A 26,788-nucleotide genomic window follows, 5' to 3' on the forward strand; every position below is an offset into this window, starting at 1 on the left:
TCCCCACACTCCTCACACTCCCCACCTTCTCCCTCACAACCTCGGATCTACAGGTTCACTCTCTAGCGCCAAAATTCCCACGATACATTCATGGACACAGCGTAGAGGTGCATAAGTAATGAAACGTTCCAATGCTTCCACACCCAAAGCAAACTCTCGCTTTGCCAAGGAACGCTTGAGTGTTAATCCTCGTTGACGTAGACGTTGCATATTTTCAGGTGCTGAGTACTCTAAACCATAAATCATTCGCAAATACTCTTGTCCGCGACATTTTACCGCAGGTTGAATAATTCCTCGATTGCTTTTGACAATAAATTGCATCGGTTTCACAACTATACCTTCACCTCCCATAGCTGTTAATTCTTCCCACCAATGTACACCTTCTGCTTCACTGCTTGGGTCTGTCAAATCTATTACCTTATATGCTGTTGGTAACAGTAGGTCGGGGTCATACAGAGCAATTTTTGCTACTTCCTGCATGTGCCATTGATGGTCTTTGTCGGTATGGATGGCTGTTTCTGTTGCCAAGATGTGAAAAGGTGCAAGTTTATAGTCACAAATATGCTCAACTGGCCAGCAGTAGCGACGGTAAGCTGTGACATACTTTTCAGCCATCTCGGCTTTTTGTTGATAATTGCTCAATTGCACAGTTACATCTATACCACGTTGTTCTGCCCTCTCCAGCAAGCTTACAGCGTCACCTAGTGCTAGGCGTGATGCTACGCCAACGGGAGCATATTGTTCTCGTAATAGTCCTTGAGCTTTAGCTGACCAAGGCATTAGTTCACAGTCTAGACATACCCAGTCAGTATGAAAATTTTCCCAGAAGCCACTGTTGGTAAGGGAGGTATTTAACCTGGCTAACAGTTCTGTTTCTAGATTTGGGTGATCAAAAAATCGTCTGCCTGTGCGGGTATAGCAAATACCAATACCCTCATTCACAATACCAAAGCGCTTTTTAGCTACTGTTTCATCTCGGCATATAATTACTACTGTCCGGGAACCCATGTGCTTTTCTTCACACATAATTTGTGTAATTCCCTGGTGACGATAGTAAGCAAAGGCCTGTTGGGGGTGTTCCAGATATCCCAGTTGTTGGGATGTTTCCACTGGAGACATTGTAGGTGGTAAATAAATCAGCCATTTGGGATTGGCTGCAAAACGGCTAACTACCTCTAAAGCTGCGATCGCATTTTCTTCACGAATTTTTATATGAGGTACTAAGCGGGTATTAATAATGCGCTTACCCAATACGTCATCAATATTTAGCACATCATCCAGTTGCTGCTGGACTGTCATTGCTTCTGTCACACTCTTTTCAATGGGTTTAGCAGGTTGACTGTAAGCACAGACAGCAGAGACACTCACTAATTCCTTTTCTGGATAGCGCAAGGCTGTGAGTTTGCCTCCAAAAACGCAACCTGTGTCAATGTTAATAGTGTTGTTGAGCCATTCTGCGGCAAGTACAGGCGTGTGTCCATAGACGACCATTGCTTGACCCCGGTACTCTGCTGCCCAGTTGTAACGGATAGGTAAGCCAAACTCATCGATTTCTCCTGTTGTTTCACCATACAAAGCAAACTCTCGCACTTGAGCTGAGCCTCGTCCTTGATATTCCTGCTTCATTCCTGCGTGGGCAACTACTAATCGACCATCATCAAGAACATAATGGCTCACCAAAGTATCTAAAAATTCTTTCAGTTCTTTAGTATGGTGTTCACGCCATTCTGCTGGTAAAGCTTCTATCTCTGCTAAAGTTTTCTCTAAACCATGATTTATCTTGACATTCTTACCCCGTAATTTCCGCAAAAATTTGTTTTCATGATTACCTGGAACGCAAATAGCTGTCCCTGCTAACACCATATTTCGTACTAATTTGACCGTATCAAGAATACGTGGACCTCGGTCTATTAAATCACCCAGAAAAACAGCTTTGCGCCCTTGGGGATGGTAGTAGGTGAGAGCGTCCCAGAGGGTGGGGATTGAGGAGGTGGGGGAAGTATGAGGAGTGGGAGAAGATAAGGAAGCAATTTCTCCCCCGTGTCCTTTTTGTCCTCCTTGTCCCCCTTTGACGTACCCTAATTTTTCCAACAGAGTTTCTAGTTCATCACAACAGCCGTGGATGTCACCGATGATGTCAAAGGGCCCGTGTTCATACTTGCGATTGTTCCACAGGGGTTGACGCTCAATTTCTACAGTATCAATTTCTACTATTGAGTTAAGAATATATACGTAGCGAAAGCCTTCTCGTTCTAACCCCCGCAGTGAACGCCGCAACATTTGGGTATGACGCCGCACTACATGGGAACCAAACTGACGGTTGGGGCGTTGTTGGTTACGTTGTTGACAAACTTCTTCTGGTAGATTAAGAGCGATCGCTACCGGAAAAAAATGGTATTTTCGTGCTAACTGAACAAAAATTTTTCGGTCTTCTGGTTGGACATTAGTCGCATCAATAACGGTCAATTTTCCGGCTGCAAGTCGTTTGGTAGTGATAAAATGCAGGACATCAAAAGCATCTTTGGTTGCAAACTGATTATTCTCATCATCTGACACCAATCCCCGGCAGAAATCTGAGGATAACACTTCAAAAGGTTGAAAAAATCTGCGTGCAAAGGTCGATTTACCAGCACCAGAAGCACCGATGAGAACAACTAAAGAAAGTTCGGGAATAGTTAGTTTCATAGTTCGTGTTGCTGATTTATGGTTAATAGGGGCGTACAGCTAGCTGTACGCCCCTACAGTGGTTGGTGGTTTTCCTCCACTGTTCCACTCTCTGTTCCTCATTCCCTCTAATAGACCTCTTGCACAAAGATTTTTTACCCCACCCTAACCCTCCTCGTCGATCTCGGGGAGGGAACTAAATCTTCCCCTCGTTCACGGGGGGATTGAGGGGGGTTTTGAGAATTCATGCAAGAGGTCTAATTTGTGGAAGTTTCCAAGACAGTTAGTTTTTTAAGAACTACTCTTCCAGATTTAATATGGGTGCAAGTAAACCAATTTATGCAGGTTATTTGCTTAATTTTTATCAAGAAAGGCAGAAGGCAGAAGGCAGATGGCAGACGGCAGAAAGAAGGGAAGAAGAAATTTTAAGGTAATGCCCAACAGCCGCCACAAGCTGGGTTAGGTGACTTCCACACTTATCTACGATGAGCGTGGTCTTCAATTAGAAGAGGTCTTTATCCCCCTAATTGCCTCCTGGCTTCTGCCTTCTTTTAGGTATTGCTTGAATATTGCCATCTGTGTTGGAGAACCAAGTTCTGCATCTTCTTCTCCTACCGATTGAAATTCCACGCTATAACCAAAGCGTTGTGTGATGCCCTTTGCCCAAGTTTGAAACTGTGTTCGTGTCCATTCAAAACGGTGATCTTTATGTCGCAGTTTCCCAGCAGGTAGTCTCTCAAATTTGATGTTGTACTCAATGTTTGGTGTAGTTACAATTACAATTATGGGTTTGGCAAACTCGAACAAAACCCGCTCAAATGCTTCTAAGCGCGGCAAATCTAGATGTTCGATCACCTCAATGACTGTAGCTGCATCGTAACCATTGAAACGTTTATCTTGGTAAGTGAGTGCGCCTTGAATTAGTTGCAAACGGTTCCATTGATTACGGGGTAGGCACAGACGATCTAGCTTTTCTTTAGCCACCTCTAAGGAACGATAGGAAACATCAACACCCGTAACTTGCTCAAAAAAGCTATCTTTGATCAATATTTTTAGTAAATTGCCCTGACCACACCCTAAATCAATCACCCGTTTTGCACCATGATCCTTGAGGGCAGCGACTACAGCATTCATTCTTTGTTGGTTGAGGCTAAGTGCTTTTTCGACAGCTGCTTCTTCCTGAGTGTGTCTTTCTTGTGCCTGGTCTGGATCAAGAATTTCTTCCTGGGTCAATTGCGCTAAAGCCGCACGAGTTAGATATTTTTGGCGTTTGAGGTAGCGTCTGGTAATTTGTTCTCGCACCGGATGGGTATGCAGCCAACCTTCACCATGACACAGTAGCTTTTCGACTTCTTCATCGCCTACCCAGTAGTGTTTATCATCGTCAAGTACTGGTAGAAGTACGTAGATATGATTGATAAATTCACTAAGGATGAGGGTGTGCTGTAGCTCAACTGTATAATATTGGCTTTGCCCCCACTCTGGAAATTTTTCATCAAGGAGATGGCCTGTGGCGCTAACAGAGTAGCCTAAAGGTTCAAATAATTGCCGCAGAAATGCTTCACCACCCCGACAGGGTAAAACAGGTAATCTTGCGACTAAGGGAATTGGAGTTTGTGCTAGTTCTTGTCTGTGTTGACAACGACCAGCAAGAGCTGTACTGAAAACTTGGGCGATCGCTACACTTAAAAACGAAGAAGCAACGTATGGGCGATCGCTTACGTATTGCTTGATAGTTGAACCATGTCCCCGCACCAATCTCACAGGGTCTATTTCCAGCAACAGCGCCGCAGTACAACGCTGGAGGTCTGCTTCTGGATAGAATACATGTGCCTGTCCAAAGGCAAGAGTAAAGGACTGGCAACGATCTGGGTGTTTATGTAGTAGGTAGCCTAACTCTGTTGCAGGCTGATGTGTAGTGGAAATTGTCAACAGCATTCACTTTGCGTCAAGGTGAACATGAGAAGGTTTAATGATTACTACTACTGTAAAATCTCCGATTACACAAAAATTCTTCTATTTGTTGGCAATTTTATTCGCTTGGTCTTTCCCCTACACCCTTATTCCCCCCTACACCTCTATTTCTTGACACAATAGAAATTACAATATCCTCATCCTTGAAAATTACCTACTCGTGAACACGCCTATCAGTCCATCCGCCGCTACTCAAATTCGTAAAGCTGATCACATCCGCATTTGCTTAGAAGAAGATGTGCAATTCCAACAAACTACTAATGGATTAGAAGACTATCGTTTTAGCCATTGTTGTTTGCCGGAACTTGATCACAATGATATTGATCTCAGTACTACTTTTTTAGGAAAGCAGTTAGGTGCACCATTTTTAATTTCTTCCATGACTGGAGGAACCCCAGAAGCAGGCATGATTAACCGTCGTCTAGCAGAAGTTGCCCAACATTATAAATTTGCTATGGGTGTCGGTTCTCAGCGTATTGCTGTAGAAAAACCTTCTGTGGCTGATACCTTCGCTGTTCGCAAATATGCCCCAGATGTTCTCCTGTTTGCCAATCTCGGTGCTGTCCAGCTCAACTACGATTACGGCTTAGATGAATGCTTGCGAGTTGTTGAGATTTTGGAAGCTGATGCCCTAATTTTACATCTCAACCCACTGCAAGAGTGCATTCAACCTCGAGGTGATAAAAATTTCAGAGGATTGCTTGACAAAATATCTGATTTGTGCAATCAAATAAGAGTCCCTGTAATTGCCAAAGAAGTAGGCAATGGTATCTCAGCAACAATGGCACAAAAGCTGATTGCGGCAGGGGTAAAGGCGATTGATGTAGCTGGCGCAGGTGGCACTTCTTGGGCAAAAGTAGAAAGTGAAAGAGCCGAAAATCCCTTACAACGGCGTTTGGGTCGAACCTTTGCAGATTGGGGTTTACCAACTGCGGAGTGCATAACCTGCATTCGTGCAGTTGCACCAACAGTACCTTTGATTGCTTCTGGGGGATTACGTCATGGACTGGATGTGGCGAAAGCTTTGGCACTGGGAGCAGATATAGCTGGTTTAGCAATGCCATTTTTGCAAGCAGCCGCTTCCTCAGAAGCTGCTGTCTACGACTTAGGCGAGGTGTTAATTGCTGAAATAACTACAGTGCTATTCTGCACTGGCAATTCTACTATCAAGCAACTACAGTGTTCGGGGAGTTTAGAGCGTATAAAATAAGTATAAAACTCATCTATGATTTGCTAGCTTAAGTGATAGGTGTGGGGTATTGGGTGTAAATATCAAACTAAAAAATAAAGTCATTAGTTATGAATGGTTGATAGTTGGTTGTTAGTGGTTGATTGTTTTTTGATCATCTCTAATAATTAATGACCAATAACTAATGACTAATGACCAATGACCAATAACTAATGATCAATGACTGAGTAAAGACTATATGCAGAATTTTATTAAACAAACTTTTGCTAGTTTGGTTGGAAGTATCCTGGGATTATTTATTTTTTTTGGTTTAGGAACTACAGGATTGTTGTTGTTGTTGTTTGCTGCATCTCAAAATCCAGAACCAGTAGTCAAAAATAAATCAATGGTAGTTTTTGATTTATCCATGAAAATTACCGATGGAGAACCAAGTTCTAGCGAACTACTCCAACAAGTATTATCTGGTGAAGAACAAAAACAAATGTCTCTCCGCAGTATTCTGGATGCAATCGAAAAAGCACGGCGCGATCAGCGTATTGTTGGGATCTATTTAGATGCGACTCGTATTTCTGGAAGTGACAACACAGCAGGTTTTGCTACCTTTAAAGAAATTCGCCAAGCATTAGCAAAGTTTCGTGCTGCTGGTAAGAAGGTAATAGCCTACGGCATGGACTGGGGAGAACGGGAATATTATTTAAGTTCAGTAGCCGATACTATTGTGTTGAACCCGTTGGGGGCGATGGAAATCAATGGCTTGAGTTCTCAACCGATGTTTTTGGCAGGCGCGTTGCAAAAATATGGTATTGGTGTACAAGTAGTGCGGGTAGGAAAGTTCAAGGGAGCAGTTGAACCCTTTGTACTTGATAAGCTTAGTCCAGAGAACCGTCAACAAACTCAGCAATTATTGAATGATGTCTGGACAGAGTGGCGTAATGCAGTTGGATACAGTCGTAAAATTACTCCCGGGAAATTGCAGGCGATCGCAGATAACCAAGCCTTCTTACAGGCGGAACAAGCTAAAAGCAATGGTTTAGTGGATAAACTCGGCTATTTTGATCAAGTAGTTGCTGATCTCAAACAGTTGACAGACAGCGACAAAGATGACAAAACCTTCCGGCAAATTTCCCTAAGTGAATACGCGCAAGTCTCAGGTAAATCTTTAGGTACAGAACGTAATTCTAAAAACAAAATTGCTGTTGTTTATGCTGAGGGAGATATTGTTGATGGTCAAGGTAGCGAAGGGGAAATAGGCGGTGATAGCTTTGCTAGAATTTTCCGCAAGCTACGACAAGACAAAGATGTCAAAGCGATCGTCTTGAGGATCAACAGTCCTGGTGGTAGTGCAACAGCAGCAGAAGTCATGCAACGGGAAGTACGCTTAACTCGTGAGAAAAAACCAGTTGTTGTATCGATGGGTGATGTTGCTGCTTCTGGTGGCTATTGGATAGCTAGCGACTCTAACCGTATTTTTGCTGAACCAAATACAATTACAGGTTCAATAGGTGTGTTTGGACTGCTATTTAATGCTCAAGAACTAGCTAATAATAACGGCATCACTTGGGATACAGTCAAAACTGGACGTTATGCTGATAGTCAAACTATTTCTCGTCCTAAAACTGCTGAAGAATTGGCAATTTACCAACGCAGTGTCAACAAAATCTACAATATTTTTCTTGGTAAAGTTGCTCAAGGTCGCAAAATTCCAGAAACAAAGGTAGCAGAAATTGCTCAAGGTCGTGTTTGGTCAGGTACAGCAGCAAAAAGCATTGGTTTAGTAGATGAAATTGGCGGTTTGGATGCTGCTATTGAATACGCTGCTACACAAGCAAAACTCGGCAATAACTGGGAATTACAAGAGTATCCCCAATATGGCACTTTGGAAGAACGTATTTTAGGAAAAGTTCCAGAACAAACAAAAGCTGCATTGCATTTGCATGAGCAAAAACTCCAATTACCGGGTCAGTTAACAGGTGAATTACAAAAACTCAAAGCAGAACTTGCAACTCTGCAAAAGATGAATGATCCGCAGGGTGTCTATGCTCGTTTACCTTTTAATTTGAAAATTGAGTAAGTTTTTTGCGTAGTAAGAATTTGCAGATTCGTAGTGTTTTTAAAGGCAAAGGTTCGCAAAGGAAAACACAAAGAAACGCAGAGTTTGGTTAGAGGGATTTTGCTATGAATTTATGCAATTTTATACTTAGTTAGGTGAATCAAATTGACTACTAACTACTAACTACTAACTAATAACTACTAACACATGATCAATGACCAAAAAACAAAAGTTTCCTTATTTAGTTGGTTCTAAGTGGACTGCACAAAAAAAAGTAGATGGTTGGCGACATTTTCAAGTTGTCAATCGTAAAAATCAAGGTAAGTGGGTATATGCTGAAATGGTTGCTTCTTGTGATCCCAATGTTCGTTTTTGGCTGAATGCCAAGCTATTACAAGATCGTTCTCAATGGCATCCTGGATGGCAATCTTTGGATGAATTAGAAAAAGAGTTGTCGCAAAGCTAATTTGAGATAAAATCCCAAATTGTTTGACCGCATTAAAACCTATCTTCATACTCCAGCACCGCCTGGTTATCGCCAGATAAATCAGTGGAAGTACGCAGGCGAAACTCAGAATTAATCCGATAATTAAAGCCAAATTGTGGCGCTTCATCACTTGTCAAAACTTTGAGAGCAGAAAAAGAAATATTACGGGAAACATCAATCCCAGCTTCCGCCGCCAAATCCATCGAAAAATTTCTTCTTGTTACTTGTGGATTCTCTGGATCATCGGAAGCAACAGTAGGAAATATACGCAGTTCACTTAAACCAAAAGCATTACCAATTTGGTTAAAAGCTCGTTGAACATTTAAAGCTGAACCTGCTAAATTTACAAGTCCTAAGGTGCTATCGCCACGTCCCAATGTTTGTACAAAACCACCCCCAAGTAAAGCTACTATTTCTGTTTGATTGCGGGGAGGATTGCTGGTAAGTTCAAGATTTTGGTTAAGCTGGCTAGCTGGGCCATCGATTCTGGCTTCGACACGCACAGTATTTACAGGTTGAAAGGACGTAATATTTTCATCGCTGATTTCAGAAGAGAAAGGAGTGGTGGTCACTTGGGAAGGATTGACATCCAATACGTTAGCAAACAAGCGGATATCCAAGTCAGGGTTTTGATCTCCTCTAAAAACCGCTCTGTTTTTATAACCACGCGCCAGGTTAAATTGAGTAGTAAATAAATTTACATCTCCACCTTGAAGGCGAATAGTTCCTTCAGGTTCGGGATTATTTAATGAACCATTGACATTCAGCGAACCAGTAGCGCGGAAACTTAGAATTGGTGGTAAAGCAACTTCTACATTTTTGTCTAATTCCAATTTGAGATCATTAAATCGTGTGGCTGTAGTGTTATTTTCAGATTTTTCTGTTTTGTTTGTTTTGGCATAACTAATTTCTTGGTCATTATTGCCAGTATTCACGGCGTTGTTAGCTGATTCTGTGATTAAAACCTGACCATTAGCTAACTTGAGATTACCACCAATAGCTGGACTAAGAGCAGAACCAGTAATCTGCAAATTACCACTCACTCCTCCTTGATACCGTCCCTTTAAATTCACTGCTAATTTATTCAAAGACACAGTCAGGGGATTATCTATTTGTTTTTGTGAGTTAGTGAAAATCGGAATTTCTCCTTGAGCTATGACATTGCCCTGACTAAAATTGCCTTGGAGACTTTCAATTTTAATACGGTCAAAATCAAACTGGGCCTTTCCTGTGACATCAGTCAATTTTCCTGGTAACGCCTGAGCTGAAAATGTAGCGTCTTTGACAGCAACAATACCATTCACGATTGGCTGTTCTTTTGTGCCGCGTACAGTGAGATTGACTTCCCCTTCTCCCTCCTCAAAAGCCACCTGATCTGTCAACAAGTTTAAAATTGCTAAGCCTTCGTTTTTCACCTGCACATCCAGATTGATTTGATCGTTATTTGGTGCAGCAGTCGCAAAAGGCAATTTAGCAGGAACACTGCCAGTAATCGTAACAGGTTCAGAGCCAGCAACCGTGACGTTACTGCCAAAATTTAAACGTCCATCGTGATAACTAAAACTAGCAGTCGCCGATTCTATGCCTTTTTGGTTGAGCGTTCCTTGTGTAACTTGCAATTCTCCTTTCGCCTGGGGATTATTGACACTGCCTGCTAAAGTTGCTGTAGCGTTGATATTACCTGTTGCACCCATTGGCAACTTGACATAATTACTCAACACCTCCAGAGGGAAATTTTTCACTCGTAGCTGACCAGATTGTTCTGTACCACCTACATTACCAGTGAAAGCGATCAGCTTATCTTGAGATTCAATTCGCAAAGGTAGTAACCTGAGAACACCATTTTCAAAGCTACCGTGAGCAATCACTTGTTGTATTGTGTATAGGCGGTTGGGTTCGCTTTTTCGTCCCCAGACAAAGTTTTGACCATTTAATTTAAAATCTGCTGCTAGTCCTTTTTCTGTGGCAGTATCAAAATCAATTTCGCCGTTAAAAGTCCCTTTTAAATCTGCTAAGTCTGGTACTAAAGAAGCGTCACGCCGTTGTTGTTGCTGTTGTGCTATCAGTGCTTTAATTTCGGAAAAGCGGCGAATTTGATCTAGTATAGGCTGACCTGCGGAACCGACTGCTACGGTGTTGAGGTCACTAGCTTTACCGTAGGTTGGGGTAGCTGTTCCCCGTTGAAAATCCTGTAGTTCAAAAAACTGGAGTGTCGTTAATATATCTTGGATTTCACCTTGGCTGATGTTTAGTTTGCCTTTGATTTGGGGAGTTGTAGCTGTGGGTATAAAGTCACCAGTAAAAGCATAGCGACTATTGCCTTTGATGAAGGCGCTATCGGTCAGGGTTGTCCTACCATCTTTGTAGCGGAACTGAGCTTGTAAGCGATCGCCTTTAATTCTACCTACTTGCGGCTGAGCGATCGCTACATCCCCGGCTACTGCTAATGTATTTTGATTAATGAGAAAATCTCCACTCAGTGAACCTGTTACTTCACCTTGACCCAAGTAAGTATTTGCAGGTACTGGCAAATTCAATACTTTTAAGGGAAAGTTTTCTACTTTTGTCGCCAAATTATCGCCTTGTGCTTGACCAGTTGCCGAAGCTTGCTGCCATTGCACTATAAAGGAATTGGGACGATTATTCGCATTAAGATTGAGAGCAATTTTGTCACGTTTGCCAGTGACATCCAAATTTAAACCACGTCCTCGCACTGATTGGATGTTACCATTTAACACCGACTCAAAAGCCAAGTTGTTAACATTCAAGTCTCGCAGTGCCAGTTTTCCTACCAAGTTTGGTACAGGCAGATTGCCAGTAACTTTCCCGTTAAAATCAGCTTTTCCAGCTAAATCTACATTCTGAGGCAACTTTAATGGCAACTGTTGCAGATTGTAATTTTGGGCTTGAACATCAAGATTTAACTCCGTAATTTCCGGTATGCCAGCCTGATTGCTATTGGCTAATATATAACCACTGGCATTTAAACCAGGGGCTGTTGCTCGTTCAACGAGCAACTTTTCTCCATCCCAGCCGACAACCGCATTCAGTGGTCGCTCAATACCAGCTAGCCCTTGGGAAAAGTTTACCTGACCTGTTGCCCGGATATCTGCTAACTTAGAGCTTCCTAAATTCCCAGCAACTTGGGCTTTACCACCCAATTTACCTTCTAACTGCTCCTGAAACCGATTTAATTCCACCCCAGCAGCATTAACTACAGCCTGATAGCGACCGTTAACTACTTGGACATTTGTGGCTGTAAAACTGCCACCACCAATATTAAGTTTTGCTTGACCGTTAGCTTGGATTGTCTCTGGTTGGAAGGACTCTACAGAACCAGTGACATTAAACTGACCAGTGAATTGACCGTGTAATTGCTGAGGAATTGGTGTTAATTGTTGTAGTGGTGCGTTCTTTGCTTGCAGTTGTGCCTGATAAACACCGTTAGCTACTTGAATATTCGTAGCAGTAACTGTACCAGTGTTGACAGCTAAACTGGCTGAGCCATTTCCCCGTAAAGTTTTCAGGTCAAAATTATTTGTATTACCTGATACTTGGAATGTACCTGCCATCGCAGCTTGTAATGCTGGTTGTAATGCAGGGGCAGGCTGTTTCAACAACCGCGCCAACCTCACACCATTCGCCACAAGTTTAGCAGAAAAGCTGTTTTCCCCTAGCTGGATCTGAGAAATTGCCACCGTGCCATCTGCAACTTTAACTTTAGCGTTCTCAGTACGAATATTAGCCAGTTTAAAAGGTGCGGAACTGCCAGAGAGAAGGAGGCGACCATTGAAGCGGGCATCATTAAGATTTATATTTTCTAGTTGTTGGGGGTTGACAAAACGTTCTACTTGTACAGCAGTGGCATCAGCAACTGCTTGCCAGTTCTGGTTATTCCAACTGCCGACAGCCTGGACTTTGCCACCAGCTACACTGAGAGCAACATTACGGAAATTGAGAGTGCGATCGCTATTGACAACAACTTCACCTGTGGTAGGATACTGAGCCTGGGGGGCTTGGAATTGAACTGTTGTTTGCACATTGTCAGCAGTACCAGTCATTTGGGCTGTAGCAGAGACAGTACCGACTTTCAACCCGGGTTGAGAATTGTAAAGAAGAGCGATCGCATCACCAGAAACATTCTTGGCAGATAAATTAAAATTCAAACGGGGAACTGTACCCAACTCAACCTTACCAGTACCCTTGAGTTCACCGCCAACTTTGGCTTTGCCTTGAATATCTTTGAAGACAATCACTTCATTTTTTGGTGCAAACTCAAACTTGCCACTGGCAGAATCAAAATCAACTTTATCAATCTGGGCAGACTTGTTAGTGGTAACGATACCTGTAAGAATTGGTTCGGTCGTTTTTCCTGTAAACTGCAAATCTGCTTGTACTTCCCCAGTTACAGGTACAGGCAATTTGAGTTTGAGAGTTTCTTGCACATCAGCGACATTGACGCCATTTACATGCCCTACCAACTTGTAACCAGTTTCGGTGTCAATAATACCGTTGGCAATTAATGGAATTTTGCCGTAGCTGCCGATGACATTGTCAAGCTTAATTTCTGTGCCTTGAAAGTGCAGCTTTCCTTGGGAATTTAAAAATTGTTGGGGAACTTTCGGAACTTGAAACTGAACTGCTTGCAAATCAACATTACCAAATAAAACAGGCGGCTGAGTTTGCCCAATTTGAAACTGCATCTGTAAGTCACCATTGACTCGACCAGCTTCCAGCAGGAGTGGTAACTTGACCAAGCGCGTCACATCAGAGGCTAGCAACTCTTGCCCACGTATTTGTAAATTCGTTGCCCATGTCTTTGGGCGGATATCTCCCTTTAAAGCAACATCGCCACCACTGTTTGGTTTTCCTGTCAAATCCAACCTAATCACTTGGTTGTTTTCTAATAACTGGGCAGTTCCGTTTACTTGTGAAAATATCACTGGGGAAGAGAGGGGAGAAGAAGCGGTGACGCTAGGAGTAGGAGACGTGGGGAGTATTTGATTTGTGTTACCCTTGTCCCCCTGTCCCTCTGTCACCGTGTCCTCTAGATTCCTCTTGCGTGCCACTAAGACTAATTGGGCATTGCGGAACCTTATTTTATCCAAATCTGTTTGAATTGGTTGACCTTGACCTTGTCTTTGGATGGTAGTGGTAATCCAACGTCCTTGTTGATCCTGTTCAACGTAAACATCTGGATTAACTAAAGTTACATCCAACTTCAGTTGACGCTTAAAAAGTAACTGTAACGGTTCAAAACCAACCTCCACGGCATCGACTGTAACACTATCCGGATCAGTGGGTGTTGCTGGAATAGCTGAAGCCCCAAACTTTACTCCCGTGAGCGATAATCCCTTAACTTCTCCTAGCTTAACTGGACGATTGAGTGTAGTGGTCAGACTTTTTTGTGCTAGTGGTGTTAAATCTTTCTGGATAAAACTCCACAATCGCCAAGCACCACCAATAAGTCCTATTAGTAAAATTCCACCTAAAGCGATGCCACTACGACCCAGTATCAGCAACCATACACGCTTGTTGTTAATTGGAGATTTATAATTTTGCTCAAGAGATTTACTCATGGGATTTTACTTTTATTGTTAGCCGAGTTAGAGAGGCACAATAGTTTCACCAACGCATAATAGACGGGTTTTGTTTCCCAGAAAGGTTATAGAAAATCATTCTTTCTCCCTTACCCTTTCCCCTTTTCCCATCTAACAAAGTTTATTTGGTACACCATTTAGCTGGCAATGCCATTACCAGGATACAAACCTATTTTGGCTTTGGAGTATAATAATGGCGATGATTTAAGTAAAGAAAAAAGAAGCATTTTCGTGGAATTTAGGAGCAGCAATTAGTGATTGCTAGCAAAATAGTTAATATTCTTTGATATTTGAGTTATCAATGATAATTTTAGATTTAAAGCTGGAATTGTTGGGAATTGTTGACAAATACAGATTCCAACAAGAATCCGTTAGTGGTTAACAAAGTCATGTAAATTAGTACCAGAAAGTCAAGAAAAAGCGTATTAAACTATACGACTCTGTCTACACCCAATTTAATCTCTAAAATGTAAAAACGGTATACATATTAATACTGGTATATTCAATAAAATCTGAGACACAGTATTTGTATAAATTAATATAAATACATAAAATTACATCTACTTAGAAAACAAGGGACTAGAGGCTGGTTGTCAGGTGAGAATATAAATAATAAATTATGAATCCTAAAACTTTCATAATTCACGTCTAATGTGAATTAGAAAAAAGGCGGGAGAAGTAAGAAGATGAAAGTTACCAGCTTTTCACTTCAGACTCCCCCCATGACTAGCATAGACTTTAGAACACTATTAACGACAATCTTTGTAGTAGATGATTGCTATGAAAAGCAAGTAAAAAATACAACTCTCCTAAAGCCAGGAGTGAAAGCAAGTATGAGCGAAAGTGAAATCATGACACTGGCACTAGTCATGGATTATCTACCATTTCCAGGAGAAACACAGTTTCTGGGTTTTATCCGAGGTAATTACAAAGAATGGTTTCCAAATTTACTTGACCAAACTCAATTTCATCGTCGGTTACGCAAATGAGATGGAATGTTAGAAAAATTACGTCGCAGTTGGGTAAAGCAATTGCTTGGGGAAAGTAAAAAATATTTCATTGTTGACACTAAACCATTACCAGTATTAGGACTCAAGCGTGACAAGCGATATAGTGACTTTGCCGGAAACGCTGCCCGTAATCCCGACCGCCTACTCAACAAAACCGTTGATGGTTTTTGTGTACATATTGCTGCCAAGATTGCATCTGACACACTACGTTTTTTGCTTCGCCGACGTTTTGGCATTAATGTTCTCACTTTCCAATCTCAACCTCTTTAATTCACATTAGGCGTCAGTTATCAAATTTTATTAGTCACTGCGGCTGGTACTGTTCACTGAATTTCTCATCACTTACACTAGTACACCACTGAGAAACTAAGTCAATAAATGCCTCGCGTATAAAAGGAAATACCGTAACATTGGGAATGTGATTAACTTCCAATAAATATTTGTTACCTTGGGTGTTGATCATGTAATCTACACCCACTGTAGCTAAATTAAAATACTTAGCCAACTCACGGGTATCTGCCAATAATTCCTCGTCTACAGGCATCTCTGCGGCATCAGGATGATGAATTGACTTCAGCCAATCATCCCCTGTTAAGCGAATTTGCCAAAAACGTGAACCAATCAAAACTACCCGCACAGCTTCACCAGCAATAAAAGGCTCAAAAACAGTGGTTTCTGGAGGTGTCCAACTGCCAGCAAACTTAGCTTTATTTTCTCCACAATGCCAGTTGCCCCATTTTGCAACCGTAGTATATTCAGCATACCAAGTCTCTCCATTGATTGACATACCACGCAGCATATTACCGAACTTCGTCACACGTAACGCCCTAACTAATCCCGAATGGCGTAACCGACAATCCATCATACCGTTAGCATCAGGTAAACAAGGGCCACCCCACAGTGCTAACAAAGTCAAAAAATCAAAATCATTGTCGAAAATGCCGTGATAAACCACCCGATCAACTGGCAAAAAACGCGACGCGTGTGTGCGACTCTCCACCAGTAACTTACCTTCCACAAGTTTAATATTAGGCAGATATTCATAAGCTACTGTCATGCAGTCAAGGCGATCGCGAATAGCACTAACTTCCGGTTCATCTAAACCAACTATCAGCACACGTCCCTTCTGCATACAGTTTAAATTCCTTACTTTATTTAGAATTCTAATACTACAAAAGTATCTTTTGCAGCAGCGATCGCGACTACGTTAAAGGTAAATGGAAAAATGACCCTTACTTTTGACCAAAAGAATGGGATACAAGCCCCGTCCTTCTAGGACGGCTTTTCTTGATTTCTCATGTACTCCTTTAGGATATGTAATGGCGCACCTCCAACAGAAACAGCAAAATAACTAGGACTCCATAAAGCTTCTTTGTGGGGTTTTTTGTATCCGGCTTGTCCATATCTACGACTGGAAACCCCTTTCAAAGCATTAACTATTTGAGATATGGACAACTTGGGCGGATATTCAATAAGTGCGTGAACATGATTGTCCTCGCCGTTAAATTCAATTACTTGAAAATCCATTTTTTTGGCTACTTCTCTAAACGTTTTATCAATTAATTCAAGGCTTTCTTTTGTGAACACAGACCTACGATACTTAGTAACGCAGACCAAATGAATTTTTAAGTCTGTAACAGAGTATCTTTCTCTGCGAAACTGGGTTGTCACTTCTTGTAGACCAATGTATAATACTTTAACAGACCAATTATAACATTGCTCATGAAAGCCAGATATCAATTCCGTTTCTACCCAACAGACCAACAACAAAAGCTTTTAGCTCAGTTGTTTGGCTGTGTGCGCGTAGTTTGGAATGATGCATTGGCTATTTGTAAGCAGTCCGAGAAGCTACCAATTGAGACCTCGCCCTTAAGAGTGGGGTTTATTAACGACTTGCAAAAGTTGGTGATCAAAATGCTTATTGCAATTTGTTAGCTGAGGTTACTCCTATAGCAATTGAGACAGAACAAGAGTACGAACGTGTTTTGCAAGTAGTAGAAAAACTAACTTTTAAGAAGAAACGCACAATTAAAGAGCAAGTTCTACACAAGTTACTTGTGATATTGATTGAAGCATATGAAACGCAAAATTACCCGATAGATCAATCTACACCTCATGAAATTCTCCAACATATTATGGAAGCCAGTGGAACCCGCCAAGCTGACTTAGTAAGCATTATTGGCTCAAGTGGTGTAGTGTCGGAAGTTGTGAATGGTAAACCTTCGATCAGCAAAGCACAAGCCAAAGCTTTTGGTGATTATTTCAAAGTATACCTAGCCTGTTCATCTAATTACAACATTTCACTAATTCGTAGCGAATAAAATTCGTCCAAACTCTGCGAACCTCTGCGTTGACTCCGCGTCCCTCTGCGTTAAAAAAGCATCTTTAGGTGATTATTTCTAGCTTTCCTACAACATTAAAACAAATCAGTCAAAGAAAACTGCCGTTGTTTATCTAACTCCTGCAACCGCAACTTCTCTGCATAAAAAGCTTGATAATAAGATTGCCATCTCTGGGGTTCCTTCTTGGGATCAGTTTGTTCCCACAACTCCAAAAAATGACGATAGCGTTTCTCTCTCAAAACCCTTTCCATACAAGCAGTAGTTGCTTGCACAACTTGGGGAGTACGTAATATCTCTTTTTTACTTCTTTCGTTGAGTTGAAACAGATGGGAAACCAACGCCATTTCCTCAGGAAATTCCAAACATCTATCTTGCACCGTTGAAATTAAATCATCCTCTAAACTATCAGATGCAAGTTCTAAAATTTGTCGCCACAAAAAGCGATGGTGAGAAAGACTAAACTGCAAATCTCGTTCTTCTAAAGCCTCATTGATGGCTTGGCGGTGTTCCGGACAATGCAGATATATTCGCAGTAACAAAGCTTCTGCTTGTTCTAGTAGACTTTTTTCTGAAGTTGCAGGAGTTTTCGTACTTGTCTGTGTAGGTAATTCTGGAGTTGGTCTATACTGGGGACGCGCTATACCCCTAATATTATTTTGAGGTGCAACTTGAGTCAAAAGATTTTCGACTCGCAAAGGTACTAGCCTAGCGTCTCCTAAAGCTAAGATTTCTGCACAATAAGAAACGTAATAGTTAAGCGTATCAATATTACTAATATTTTTCAGTAATTTTACTAGTTGTTGTGAGACTTGTTGAAAATCTGTAGCCTGCTTCAAGTCTCGATCTTTAATAATTTGTTGAATCTGCCAATTTAGCCACAGAGGTGCATTCGCTAACAGTTGTTGATAATCTGCTGATGTATGGGTATGCAAGTATTCATCGGCATCTTTGCCATCAGGCAAGTTGAGAATTTTAAGTTGTACTTCGCCCTTATACGCGAGTTCCGCAATTTCTCTGATCGCCCTTTCGGCGGCGATATTACCGGCTTTGTCGGCGTCAAAATTCAGTATTAGTTGTTTAGAGTCAGTGTAGCGTAATAGTATCCGTACTTGGTCTATACTGAGGGCAGTACCCAAAGAGGCAACAGCATTATTAATTCCAGCCGCATGGAGGGTGATCGCATCAAAATATCCCTCCACCACTACGGCTTGATCGATTTGCGAAATACCAGCTTTGGCTTGATCAAGTGCAAATAAAGTTTTACCCTTATTAAATAACTCAGTTTCCGGTGAATTCAGATACTTCGGTTGCTCATCTCCTAAAGTTCTACCGCCAAAACCAATTACCCGTCCCATGACATCGTGGATCGGAATCATTAAGCGATCGCGAAACACATCATAATACCCACTGCTTTCTTTGCGGGGTTTAATTAACCCGGCTTTCTCCACCAACTGCACCGGGTAGCGTTTATCTTCAACTAAATAACGGTAGAGAGTTTCCCAAGCCGCAGGAGCATAACCCAAGTTAAACTGCACAATAGTCTCATCTTGCAATTGCCGCTTTTGTTGCAGATACTCAAGGGCAACTTGTCCTTGGGGTTGCCTGAGGGCATGTTGATAAAATTGGGCAGCAGAAGCGAGAATTTCGTAAAGTTGCGATCGTTCCGATAATTGCCGTTGTAACTCCTGTCTTTGTTCTGGTTCTAAAGTTTGCACAGGAACTTGGTAACGCCGTGCCAAATCTAGCACCACTTCCACAAAAGAATGCTTGTGCAAGTCCATCAGAAACTTGATCGCATTCCCCCCCGCTTGGCAGCCAAAACAGTAATACATTTGCTTGGTGGGGCTAACGGTAAAACTGGGGGATTTTTCATCGTGGAAAGGACACAAACCCACAAAATCTTTACCACGCCTGCGTAAAACAACGTATTCCGATATGACATCGTAAATGTCAGCCCGTTGTTTAATTTCCTCTATAGTATCTGGGTGTAGGCGCGGAGTGTACATATTTAGTCATTAGGTTAGTGGATAGTGGTTAGTGGATAGTAGTTTAATGGCTATCAACCCACAACTAACTACTAACTACTAACTACTAACTCCTGATAGCTATTATATTCTTGTTTCCAAGCCAATAATAATGTATTCAATTACTTACACTTAAATATTATCAGAGGAAATACTGAAAATGGGACGTATTTTTCTTTCCGCAGCCCACGGAGGCAAAGAAACAGGTGGAATTGATCCAGGTTCGATTGCTGGTGGGACGACAGAAGCCAGAGAAATGATTTTATTGCGCGATTTAATTGTGACAGAACTGAGGGCGCGGAGTTTTGAAGTTTTAGCGGTTCCCGATGACTTGAGTGCCAAGCAAACTATCGACTGGATCAATTCTCGTGTTCGTCGGGGTGATGTAGCACTAGAAATTCATGCCGATGCTGCTAGCAGTCCTATTGTGCGTGGGGCTAGTGTTTTTTACATTGCCAACAATGATGAACGCAAAAGCAATGCAGAATTGGTATTAATGGGGTTGCTACGCCGTGTGACGCAATTACCTAACCGAGGTGTGAAACCAGACACAAATTCGGGTTTAGGTAGTTTAGCATTTTGTCGCCAAACAAAAGCACCCGCTTTGTTAATGCAAGTTGGTTTTTTGAGTAATCCAGAAGATCGGGCTTTGCTACAAAACCGTCGTCGTGATTTTGCCTTAGGAATAGCTGATGGACTTGCTGCTTGGAGTCGTGCTGTTGACCCCGGTTCAGAAGGGGAGGAAGCAACATATCCAGCAATTAATATTAACATTAACGGACAAAAATATTCCGAGCAAGGGATATTAGTTGACGGTAATGCTTACATCCCAGTTGACTTAGTAGATCGCTTGCAGATTGATCTGTCCAAAGCACCCAATGTCCGCCGTATAACCTATCGTCGAGTTGTTTATGTTAAAGCTATTGAACTGCGAGAATTTAATGTTTCTGTCAGTTGGGATAGTGCGAGTCGTACTGTATCTTTACGTTCCAATTTAGTAATTTGCTCTGGACAAATTGACAAAATCATGTCTCATGGTAATGCCTCAGAAGTACAGTTACAGATATTTTTAAAAAATAATAATGAAAATGCTTTAGTGCGGTTTCCTGACATCGCCAAACTCTATCGGGAAGAAGCCGCGATCGAAGGAGTTAACTATGACATTGCTTTCTGTCAAATGTGTGTAGAAACTGGTTTTTTACGCTTTGGCGATGATATCAAACCAGAGCAAAATAACTTTGCAGGTTTAGGTACAATTGGTGGAGGCAGAGAGGCAGCAAGTTTTGAAAGTGCCAGAATTGGAGTGAGGGCGCATGTCCAACACTTAAAAGCTTACGCTAGTTTAGAACCCCTAGTACAAGAAGTAGTAGATCCAAGATTTCGCTTCGTCACACGCGGTATCGCCCCCTTGGTCAGTCAGTTATCAGGGCGGTGGTCAGCAGATTCAAATTATGGTGACAAGATCATGGCAATGCTCAAACGCCTGTATGAATCAGCAGGATTGATGTAAGTAGATCGACACGAATAAAGTTAATTCGTAAGGATCGTCATTTGTCATTTTTCATTTGTCATTGGTACTAGTTTTTTTGAAAATAACTGCATATTAATTTCCCAGGATCAACTTCATCAAATGGCACAATAGTTCCATCTTCTTCAACTTTATTTTGCTGACGACAATTGTAAATTTCCAGGGGTCTTTTGACTCCATCTACACTCACAACTGCCCGATATTCCCAATAATTTTTTGCACTGCGTTTAATACTTATAATGCAAATTTGATGTCCTTGTAAATCTCGACAAACAGAAGCTTCAGCAGAAGATACAAGAGAGAAAAAGAGTACTAATACAAGAAAATAAATGATATAAGCTGATAAATATTTAATTCGCATGATGTAAGTTATAGATAGTGCAAATAAAACTTTTGGGGTGGTTTTGTCTACCCAGAAAATTTTTACAAATCAACTAGGATTGGTATAACTTAACTGAGTTTAAGTTTATAGTGATTTTCAACTCAATCAGATACAAAACCTCACCCCCCGCCCCCTCTCCTTTCTAAGGAGAGGGGTGTCCGATAGGACGGGGTGAGGTTTATTTTACTCGTCATATTTACTAAACCTGTACCTATGATTCTCCGATCAATCTAACTGATAAAGGACAAGCAGTTAATCAGAACTAGAAAAGGCAACTTCAAACTTTCTTTGTTCATAATTCGTATTTTTACTATTATATTTAAGTATAATTCCGAAATGCTGCAAAGATGATTTGTAGGTGTTTATATTCCGAAAACAGTAAGAGCTACGCTTTTTTAGCTAGTCACGCACTTCTCTTTTTATGAGCAGCAGGTTACTCAGTCCCATGTTGACAAAAGTTGCAAGAGTTTGTGGTATCGCTTTGCTGACTACATTTACCACAACTGCAATTATCTATCAGCATAGTTATGCCAGTAGCACAACCTTTTTTTGTGCCAAGACCAAGGGTTATCCTGTAACATTTGCGAAAACCTGGGATGGTAGAAACACACCGATGATTCGTTGGGTTAGCAGCACATACTTTTCTTCTAATTTGGCTCCTCTAGTACGTTGCCAGCAGGTAGCACAAAGATTTCAAAGAAGTTATGACAACGGTACTCTCAAAAAAATTATTAGTGGGACACTCAATGGTTATCCGGTAATTTGTGCTGCCATTAATACAGGTGATGCTTGCACAACTCATACTCTGTTATTCACCTCAAGCGTGGTACTAATGCTAAACAGGCTGTCGAGAAACTTTTAGATCGCAGTGCTTTAGCGGCTGGAAAAATACAAGATCAAAATAACGACGATACACAAATTTCTATTGATTTTTCCACGTACCTGAACAGCGTACCAGAGGAACCATAAGACTAAACCTCACCCTCGCTTTTTGCATAGCAAAAATCTTTCCCTCTCCTTGGTAAGGAGAGGGATGTCCGCTAGGGCAGCGTGAGGTTTTGAAGATTTTTTGGGTAATTCGATTACAGAAAAAGTTTGCTCAGAAAATAAAGTAAGGAAATGAAATACTACCACGCACTTCCACCCGTGCTGATTGGTGTGTCAATGGTACTGGTGCAGTCACAAGTAGCAGTAGCAATATCCCCACAAGAGGTAGAAAAGATAGGTAGAGAAATCACTGTGCGGATTGTTGACAGCCAAAATCCCACTATTGCCGGTTCGAGAATCATTGTTAAGCGTTCTGGTAATACTTACACAGTCCTGACTGCCTATCATGTGGTGAAAGACAATAACAATAAAAAGTATCAAATATTTACGCCAGATGTAGTTGCTGCTGCGCCGAAAGCGGATGACTTTTATATCAGAGGTTATAACAAGATTGGTAAGAAAGACTATAAAGGTGCTATTGCGGATTACACAGAGGCAATTCGCCTCAATCCTAACTATGCCCAAGCCTACTAGAATCGGGATTTTGCCCGCTACTATTTGGGAGATAAGCAAGGGGCGATCGCTGATTTCAACTCTGCCATCAAAATTAATCCCAACTATGCCCAAGCTTACGGAAACCGAGGTATAGCCCGTGCTGAAACAGGAGATAAGCAGGGTGGAATTGCTGATTTGCACAAAGCTGCCGATCTGTTTCGACAATAAGGAAAAACAGCTGATTATCAAAAAGCGTTGGAATTGATTAGAAAGTACCAGCAATAGGCAGGAGGATGGGGAGGTGGCTTAATTAATGTTCGTTTGATTATGCGATCAGTTCCCAAAGAATGTAGGTTCAAGGTTGAAATGAGAAACTTCTTGTTTGGAATTTGAAACTCCAAGCTTGAAGTGAGAAACTTCTTGTTTGGAATTTGAAACTCCAAGCTTGAAATGAGAAACTTCTTGTTTGGAATTTGAAACTCCAAGCTTGAAATGAGAAACTTCTTGTTTGGAACATGAAACTCCAAGCTTGAAATGAGAAACTTCTTGTTTGGAACATGAAATTCCAAGGTTGAAACGAGAAACTTCGAGTTTAGAACCTGAAACTCTAGGTTTGATTTGTCTTAGTAACTTTGTGTATGACGAAAAACAAGATTCCCGACTTCTGTTGAGAAGTCGGGAATCTGTATTTTTGGTGTAATTGTGCGATCGCCATTTTTGGTTTAGGTAAATACAAGCGATCGCTTTCAGATTTACTAGTAAGAGTAGTGATAGGTTAATTTAATTAAGAATTAATCAAGTGATTTACATTAAAGGTAGAGGCCCAAGAAAATTAGAGAGTTAAAGGCAATATTACAGAAAGCTGGGTTCGTCTACCGTCTTGGCAAAGGTAGTCACACTTTTTGGACTCATCCACTCATCCCTGACGAACCTGTCACTATTGCTGGCAAAGATGGAGATGATGCGCGAAGATACTTAGAGAAGCAAGTAAATCGGGTGTTGGAAAAGCTAAAGGAGATAGAAAACCAAAAAGAAATTGAGGAGGAACAATGAACCATCGCTATAGCATGGTAATTCAATGGTCAGACGAGGATGATTGCTACTTAGTACACTTACCCGAATTTCCTTGGCAGCAATTTCATACTCATGGCAAAACTTACGAAGAAGCTGCAAAACACGGACACGAAGTGATTGAGTCTTTAATTGAATGGTATCAAGAGCAGGGGAAGCCTTTACCAGAAGCAATTGTTTTACCTGAGAAACCCTTGAAAGTTGCATAAACTTTGAGTATATCGATTAGAAAGCGATCGCTAACTACAAACTATTTTTTTGGGAATCACATTTCTGATGCCACCTTTAGCACCAAAAGTATCACCTTTGTAACGTGGAATAATATGAATACTGGCGTGCATCATATTTTGACCTGCATCTCGATTGATGTTCATCCCTACATTAAACCCATCAGGTGTAAATTCTTGGCTGAGAATTTCTTGCACTTTATTAACCATTAGCCAACAAGCAGATTGCTCTTGAAAAGGTAGCTCAAAATAATTACTCACATGACGTTTAGGGATAACCAAAACATGACCTTTACTGACGGGATAGCCATCAAATATAGCATAAGCTGTTGCTGATTCTGTGAGTATCTTTAGGTGTTTATTCGGGTTACAAAATAAGCAATAATTAGAAGAATTTCTCTGGAAATTATAATGTCTATACTCGTAAATTTCGTAAGATTCATCTAATGATATAGATTGAAAAGGAAGCTTAACAATACATTGATACGTAGGTTTTTTATGAACATAATGTTCGCGAAAGCCTTCTCTTTTTATATCCCTTCTCACTGCATAATAAGCTTTCCCTCCTGGTTTTAATAGATGCGATACTTCCATGAGAACATTTGCTTGTTCTTCAGGAAATAAAACATTTAAAACATAAACACAAATTATAGTGTCAAATTTTGACTTTGGGTATTGGGGAAAATAATAAGGGTCATAACCTGTAATATCAAATCCTTTTTGTCGCAATAATTTAACATCATTGCCAAAGCCACAACCAAAATCTAGGACTTTACCTTGAAGCAAATTTTTCTCTAATAAAAAACTTGTCGGAACTGATAGATAAACTCTTTCGATTGCTGTGAGGTGGCTAAATTGATTTGTTTGCTTTTTCATGAAAAAATAAAGCTTCTAAGAAGACTTGCAAGAAGCGATCGCTAATTATAACTACGTGTTCTGATCAATTTTAGGAAGCGATCGCCCTCACGTCCACAAAAAACAAGATCCCCGACTTCTCTGAAAAGTCGGGGATCTGAGAGATTGACAGCAAGCAATATCCTAGTACCAAACAAACACTTTTGCTTCGTAAGGCCCAATATCAATCATGATGCCATCATCGCCAGCTTCAACATCATAATTTCCTGTCCATTCGTGCCATGTACCACCGTTAGGGAAATTAGGCACATGATAGCCAGCAAGGAAGTTTTCTGAGAAATTAGCGACAACAACCACACGGGAACCTTCATCATTCCAGCGACTATAAGCTAATACTTTTGCCTCTGGATTTTCGTGGATAAAGTCGATATTTTCTGTGTAAAGTGCATGATTTTCTTTACGCAGGTTAATTAATCCTTTATAGTACTCAAATAAACCGCGATTCAAATCATGACCTAGTAGCGTCCAATCAATTTTTGCTGATTCTGGAGTCTTTGGTTTATACTCACCAAACTCTTCACCCATCCAAACTAAGGGTACACCAACAGCAGTCATTAAAATCGCCACACCTAGTTTGATTCTTCTGAAAGCTTCCTCATCAAAAATGTTGCGATCGCCTAAATCAACCATCAAATGATTATGGTCATGATTTGTGACGTAATTGACAACATTTGTAGCACCCATGAAGCCTTGACGTTTACAGTCAATGACATCTTTGAGTCGTTCTATATCAAATGTTTCACCACAGATATGTTCTTTAATACAGTGATAGAAACTATCATGCCAGCAACCATCCATCGGTCCATCAACATTAGTGATGCTGGGAGTTTCAGGAATGTGTTCAGCAACATTATAAAAAGGTTTTGCACCAGCAGTTTTTTTCGCTTCTTGTACAATCCAGTGCATGAAGTCATAATTCGCAATTTGCCGTGCTGCATCGTAGCGAATACCATCAATATGATATTCTTCAATCCAGAAACGGACTGTATCACCAATAAATCTCCGAGCTGGGTAAGTCTCTAAATTTTCATCATAGAATTCGTAATTAAACTCAGGGCCCCAACTATTATCAGGGTCACGTGGAGAATGATGATACCAATAATCATGGTCAATTTGAGTTAATGGACTTGATGCTTCTGAGTGATTATAAATCCCGTCCATAATGACGCGAATTCCTCTACCGTGGCACTCATCAATCAGATTTTTTAACCCAGCTGTAGAACCATAGCTTGATTCTGGGGCAAAAAAATAGCGGGGGTTGTATCCCCAGCTATGATCACCTGGATACTCTTTAACAGGCATTAACTCAATAGCATTAATACCCAATTCACAGAGATAATCTAATTTTTCAACTACATGCTTATACTTACCGCGTGCATAAGGATCATCTTCACCACCGGAAAAGTCCCCGACATGCAATTCGTAAATCACTAATTCATGGTCAGCAGGTAAAGGCTTATCGTCATGCTGCCAAACATAAGTATCAACTATTCTTTGTCCATCTTTGATACGTACGATACCATTATCTTGACCACTTAATTCATCTATATCTACAGCATATGGATCTGTAACATCAACCCATTGGTCTTCTTCAAAAAACCAAGATTTTGACTGTACACGGAATTTATATTGGTAATCTCCATCTTCTAATTCAACTGTTGTACGGAAATAACCATCATCACCTTTTTCCATTGGAATCTCTTGCCAATCACAAAAAGAACCAATTAAAGCTGCTGCTTTGTTATAAGGTGCAAATAGATTAAATTCGATTGGCTTCGCCATAATTTTTCAGTTTATTTTGATTAGTGAATCCTGGCATAAGTATTCTCTGATTTTCAAAAAA

General features: G+C 41.0%; 21 protein-coding genes and 1 pseudogene. 13 read left to right on the forward strand and 9 right to left on the reverse strand.

Annotation, left to right across the window (positions count from 1 at the left end):
• Positions 1-33: 33 nt before the first annotated feature.
• Together RS893_RS01895 and RS893_RS01900 are read right to left on the reverse strand one after the other, a co-directional pair.
• Entirely contained in the window at positions 34-2,685 is a 2,652-nt protein-coding gene (locus tag RS893_RS01895) for a polynucleotide kinase-phosphatase (protein WP_315789572.1), read from the reverse strand.
• Between the two features lie 477 nt (positions 2,686-3,162).
• Complete coding sequence (locus RS893_RS01900; RefSeq protein WP_315789573.1) at positions 3,163-4,602, reverse strand: 3' terminal RNA ribose 2'-O-methyltransferase Hen1; 1,440 nt, start codon at positions 4,600-4,602, stop codon at positions 3,163-3,165.
• A 196-nt stretch (positions 4,603-4,798) separates the two neighbouring features.
• On the opposite strand from RS893_RS01900, the gene fni reads away from it, so the two are divergent.
• The 3 genes from fni to RS893_RS01915 all read left to right on the forward strand — a co-directional run bounded on the left by fni (position 4,799) and on the right by RS893_RS01915 (position 8,343).
• Entirely contained in the window at positions 4,799-5,848 is a 1,050-nt protein-coding gene (gene fni, locus RS893_RS01905) for a type 2 isopentenyl-diphosphate Delta-isomerase (RefSeq protein WP_315789574.1), read from the forward strand.
• Positions 5,849-6,065: 217 nt separating this feature from the next.
• On the forward strand, positions 6,066-7,898 hold the full coding sequence (gene sppA / locus RS893_RS01910) for a signal peptide peptidase SppA (protein ID WP_315789575.1): 1,833 nt from the start codon (positions 6,066-6,068) through the stop codon (positions 7,896-7,898).
• A gap of 193 nt (positions 7,899-8,091) precedes the next feature.
• Entirely contained in the window at positions 8,092-8,343 is a 252-nt protein-coding gene (locus RS893_RS01915; RefSeq protein ID WP_009460140.1) for a TIGR02450 family Trp-rich protein, read from the forward strand.
• Between the two features lie 32 nt (positions 8,344-8,375).
• On the opposite strand, the gene RS893_RS01920 is transcribed toward RS893_RS01915, so the two are convergent.
• Positions 8,376-13,943 carry a translocation/assembly module TamB domain-containing protein gene (locus RS893_RS01920; protein ID WP_315789576.1) on the reverse strand — a complete coding sequence of 1,856 codons (5,568 nt, stop codon included), beginning with the start codon at positions 13,941-13,943 and terminating at the stop codon, positions 8,376-8,378.
• Positions 13,944-14,650: 707 nt separating this feature from the next.
• Between RS893_RS01920 and RS893_RS01925 the strand changes: the two genes are divergently transcribed.
• Together RS893_RS01925 and RS893_RS01930 are read left to right on the forward strand one after the other, a co-directional pair.
• Positions 14,651-14,953 (forward strand): hypothetical protein, encoded by a 303-nt coding sequence (locus RS893_RS01925; RefSeq protein WP_315789578.1) that lies wholly within the window; start codon positions 14,651-14,653, stop codon positions 14,951-14,953.
• Between the two features lie 6 nt (positions 14,954-14,959).
• Entirely contained in the window at positions 14,960-15,244 is a 285-nt protein-coding gene (locus RS893_RS01930; RefSeq protein ID WP_315789579.1) for a hypothetical protein, read from the forward strand.
• Positions 15,245-15,278: 34 nt separating this feature from the next.
• On the opposite strand, the gene RS893_RS01935 is transcribed toward RS893_RS01930, so the two are convergent.
• Together RS893_RS01935 and tnpA are read right to left on the reverse strand one after the other, a co-directional pair.
• A complete protein-coding gene (locus RS893_RS01935; protein ID WP_315789580.1) occupies positions 15,279-16,106 on the reverse strand; it encodes a hypothetical protein in 828 nt (275 codons plus the stop codon).
• Positions 16,107-16,246: 140 nt separating this feature from the next.
• Entirely contained in the window at positions 16,247-16,645 is a 399-nt protein-coding gene (gene tnpA, locus RS893_RS01940; RefSeq protein ID WP_315789581.1) for an IS200/IS605 family transposase, read from the reverse strand.
• Between the two features lie 51 nt (positions 16,646-16,696).
• Between tnpA and RS893_RS01945 the strand changes: the two genes are divergently transcribed.
• The gene (locus RS893_RS01945) at positions 16,697-16,909 is read left to right on the forward strand and encodes a helix-turn-helix domain-containing protein (RefSeq protein ID WP_315789582.1); all 213 of its coding nucleotides are present in this window, start codon (positions 16,697-16,699) and stop codon (positions 16,907-16,909) included.
• A pseudogene (locus tag RS893_RS01950) lies at positions 16,903-17,264 on the forward strand (helix-turn-helix domain-containing protein). Before RS893_RS01945 ends, RS893_RS01950 begins: the two are co-directional and overlap by 7 nt.
• Before the next feature lie 126 nt (positions 17,265-17,390).
• Here the strand turns inward: RS893_RS01950 and dnaG are convergent.
• Positions 17,391-19,322, reverse strand: coding sequence for a DNA primase (gene dnaG, locus RS893_RS01955; RefSeq protein WP_315789583.1), 1,932 nt, complete (start codon positions 19,320-19,322; stop codon positions 17,391-17,393).
• A 178-nt stretch (positions 19,323-19,500) separates the two neighbouring features.
• On the opposite strand from dnaG, the gene tftA reads away from it, so the two are divergent.
• Positions 19,501-20,850, forward strand: a complete 1,350-nt coding sequence (gene tftA, locus RS893_RS01960) for a hormogonium tapered terminus morphoprotein TftA (protein WP_315789584.1) — start codon at positions 19,501-19,503, stop codon at positions 20,848-20,850.
• 67 nt (positions 20,851-20,917) lie between these two features.
• Here tftA and RS893_RS01965 read toward each other — a convergent pair whose 3' ends face one another.
• Positions 20,918-21,229, reverse strand: coding sequence for a hypothetical protein (locus tag RS893_RS01965; protein WP_315789585.1), 312 nt, complete (start codon positions 21,227-21,229; stop codon positions 20,918-20,920).
• A gap of 442 nt (positions 21,230-21,671) precedes the next feature.
• Between RS893_RS01965 and RS893_RS01970 the strand changes: the two genes are divergently transcribed.
• The 5 genes from RS893_RS01970 to RS893_RS01990 all read left to right on the forward strand — a co-directional run bounded on the left by RS893_RS01970 (position 21,672) and on the right by RS893_RS01990 (position 24,012).
• Positions 21,672-22,112 carry a COP23 domain-containing protein gene (locus RS893_RS01970; protein WP_315789586.1) on the forward strand — a complete coding sequence of 147 codons (441 nt, stop codon included), beginning with the start codon at positions 21,672-21,674 and terminating at the stop codon, positions 22,110-22,112.
• Positions 22,113-22,369: 257 nt separating this feature from the next.
• Positions 22,370-22,771, forward strand: a complete 402-nt coding sequence (locus RS893_RS01975) for a hypothetical protein (protein ID WP_315789587.1) — start codon at positions 22,370-22,372, stop codon at positions 22,769-22,771.
• 24 nt (positions 22,772-22,795) lie between these two features.
• A complete protein-coding gene (locus RS893_RS01980) occupies positions 22,796-22,960 on the forward strand; it encodes a tetratricopeptide repeat protein (protein WP_315789588.1) in 165 nt (54 codons plus the stop codon).
• A 603-nt stretch (positions 22,961-23,563) separates the two neighbouring features.
• Entirely contained in the window at positions 23,564-23,785 is a 222-nt protein-coding gene (locus tag RS893_RS01985; protein WP_315791838.1) for a type II toxin-antitoxin system HicA family toxin, read from the forward strand.
• On the forward strand, positions 23,782-24,012 hold the full coding sequence (locus tag RS893_RS01990) for a type II toxin-antitoxin system HicB family antitoxin (protein WP_315789589.1): 231 nt from the start codon (positions 23,782-23,784) through the stop codon (positions 24,010-24,012). The genes RS893_RS01985 and RS893_RS01990 overlap by 4 nt, the downstream gene beginning before the upstream one ends.
• Before the next feature lie 30 nt (positions 24,013-24,042).
• Here the strand turns inward: RS893_RS01990 and RS893_RS01995 are convergent, their stop codons facing one another.
• The gene (locus RS893_RS01995; RefSeq protein WP_315789590.1) at positions 24,043-24,906 is read right to left on the reverse strand and encodes a bifunctional class I SAM-dependent methyltransferase/HIT family protein; all 864 of its coding nucleotides are present in this window, start codon (positions 24,904-24,906) and stop codon (positions 24,043-24,045) included.
• 162 nt (positions 24,907-25,068) lie between these two features.
• Positions 25,069-26,727 carry an alpha-amylase family glycosyl hydrolase gene (locus RS893_RS02000; protein ID WP_315789591.1) on the reverse strand — a complete coding sequence of 553 codons (1,659 nt, stop codon included), beginning with the start codon at positions 26,725-26,727 and terminating at the stop codon, positions 25,069-25,071.
• Positions 26,728-26,788 lie beyond the last annotated feature (61 nt).

Origin of the sequence: Fischerella sp. JS2, assembly GCF_032393985.1 — a bacterium.
GTDB lineage: Bacteria > Cyanobacteriota > Cyanobacteriia > Cyanobacteriales > Nostocaceae > Fischerella.

Coding starts and splice junctions, on each gene's coding strand:
- RS893_RS02000 (WP_315789591.1), bottom strand. CDS start 26,727: ATGGCGAAGCCAATCGAATTTAATCTATTTGCACCTTATAACAAAGCA.
- RS893_RS01990 (WP_315789589.1), top strand. CDS start 23,782: ATGAACCATCGCTATAGCATGGTAATTCAATGGTCAGACGAGGATGAT.
- RS893_RS01970 (WP_315789586.1), top strand. CDS start 21,672: ATGAGCAGCAGGTTACTCAGTCCCATGTTGACAAAAGTTGCAAGAGTT.
- RS893_RS01995 (WP_315789590.1), bottom strand. CDS start 24,906: ATGAAAAAGCAAACAAATCAATTTAGCCACCTCACAGCAATCGAAAGA.
- RS893_RS01945 (WP_315789582.1), top strand. CDS start 16,697: ATGAAAGCCAGATATCAATTCCGTTTCTACCCAACAGACCAACAACAA.
- RS893_RS01965 (WP_315789585.1), bottom strand. CDS start 21,229: ATGCGAATTAAATATTTATCAGCTTATATCATTTATTTTCTTGTATTA.
- sppA (WP_315789575.1), top strand. CDS start 6,066: ATGCAGAATTTTATTAAACAAACTTTTGCTAGTTTGGTTGGAAGTATC.
- RS893_RS01925 (WP_315789578.1), top strand. CDS start 14,651: ATGAAAGTTACCAGCTTTTCACTTCAGACTCCCCCCATGACTAGCATA.
- RS893_RS01935 (WP_315789580.1), bottom strand. CDS start 16,106: ATGCAGAAGGGACGTGTGCTGATAGTTGGTTTAGATGAACCGGAAGTT.
- tftA (WP_315789584.1), top strand. CDS start 19,501: ATGGGACGTATTTTTCTTTCCGCAGCCCACGGAGGCAAAGAAACAGGT.
- RS893_RS01895 (WP_315789572.1), bottom strand. CDS start 2,685: ATGAAACTAACTATTCCCGAACTTTCTTTAGTTGTTCTCATCGGTGCT.
- RS893_RS01920 (WP_315789576.1), bottom strand. CDS start 13,943: ATGAGTAAATCTCTTGAGCAAAATTATAAATCTCCAATTAACAACAAG.
- dnaG (WP_315789583.1), bottom strand. CDS start 19,322: ATGTACACTCCGCGCCTACACCCAGATACTATAGAGGAAATTAAACAA.
- RS893_RS01975 (WP_315789587.1), top strand. CDS start 22,370: ATGAAATACTACCACGCACTTCCACCCGTGCTGATTGGTGTGTCAATG.
- RS893_RS01930 (WP_315789579.1), top strand. CDS start 14,960: ATGTTAGAAAAATTACGTCGCAGTTGGGTAAAGCAATTGCTTGGGGAA.
- RS893_RS01915 (WP_009460140.1), top strand. CDS start 8,092: ATGACCAAAAAACAAAAGTTTCCTTATTTAGTTGGTTCTAAGTGGACT.
- RS893_RS01900 (WP_315789573.1), bottom strand. CDS start 4,602: ATGCTGTTGACAATTTCCACTACACATCAGCCTGCAACAGAGTTAGGC.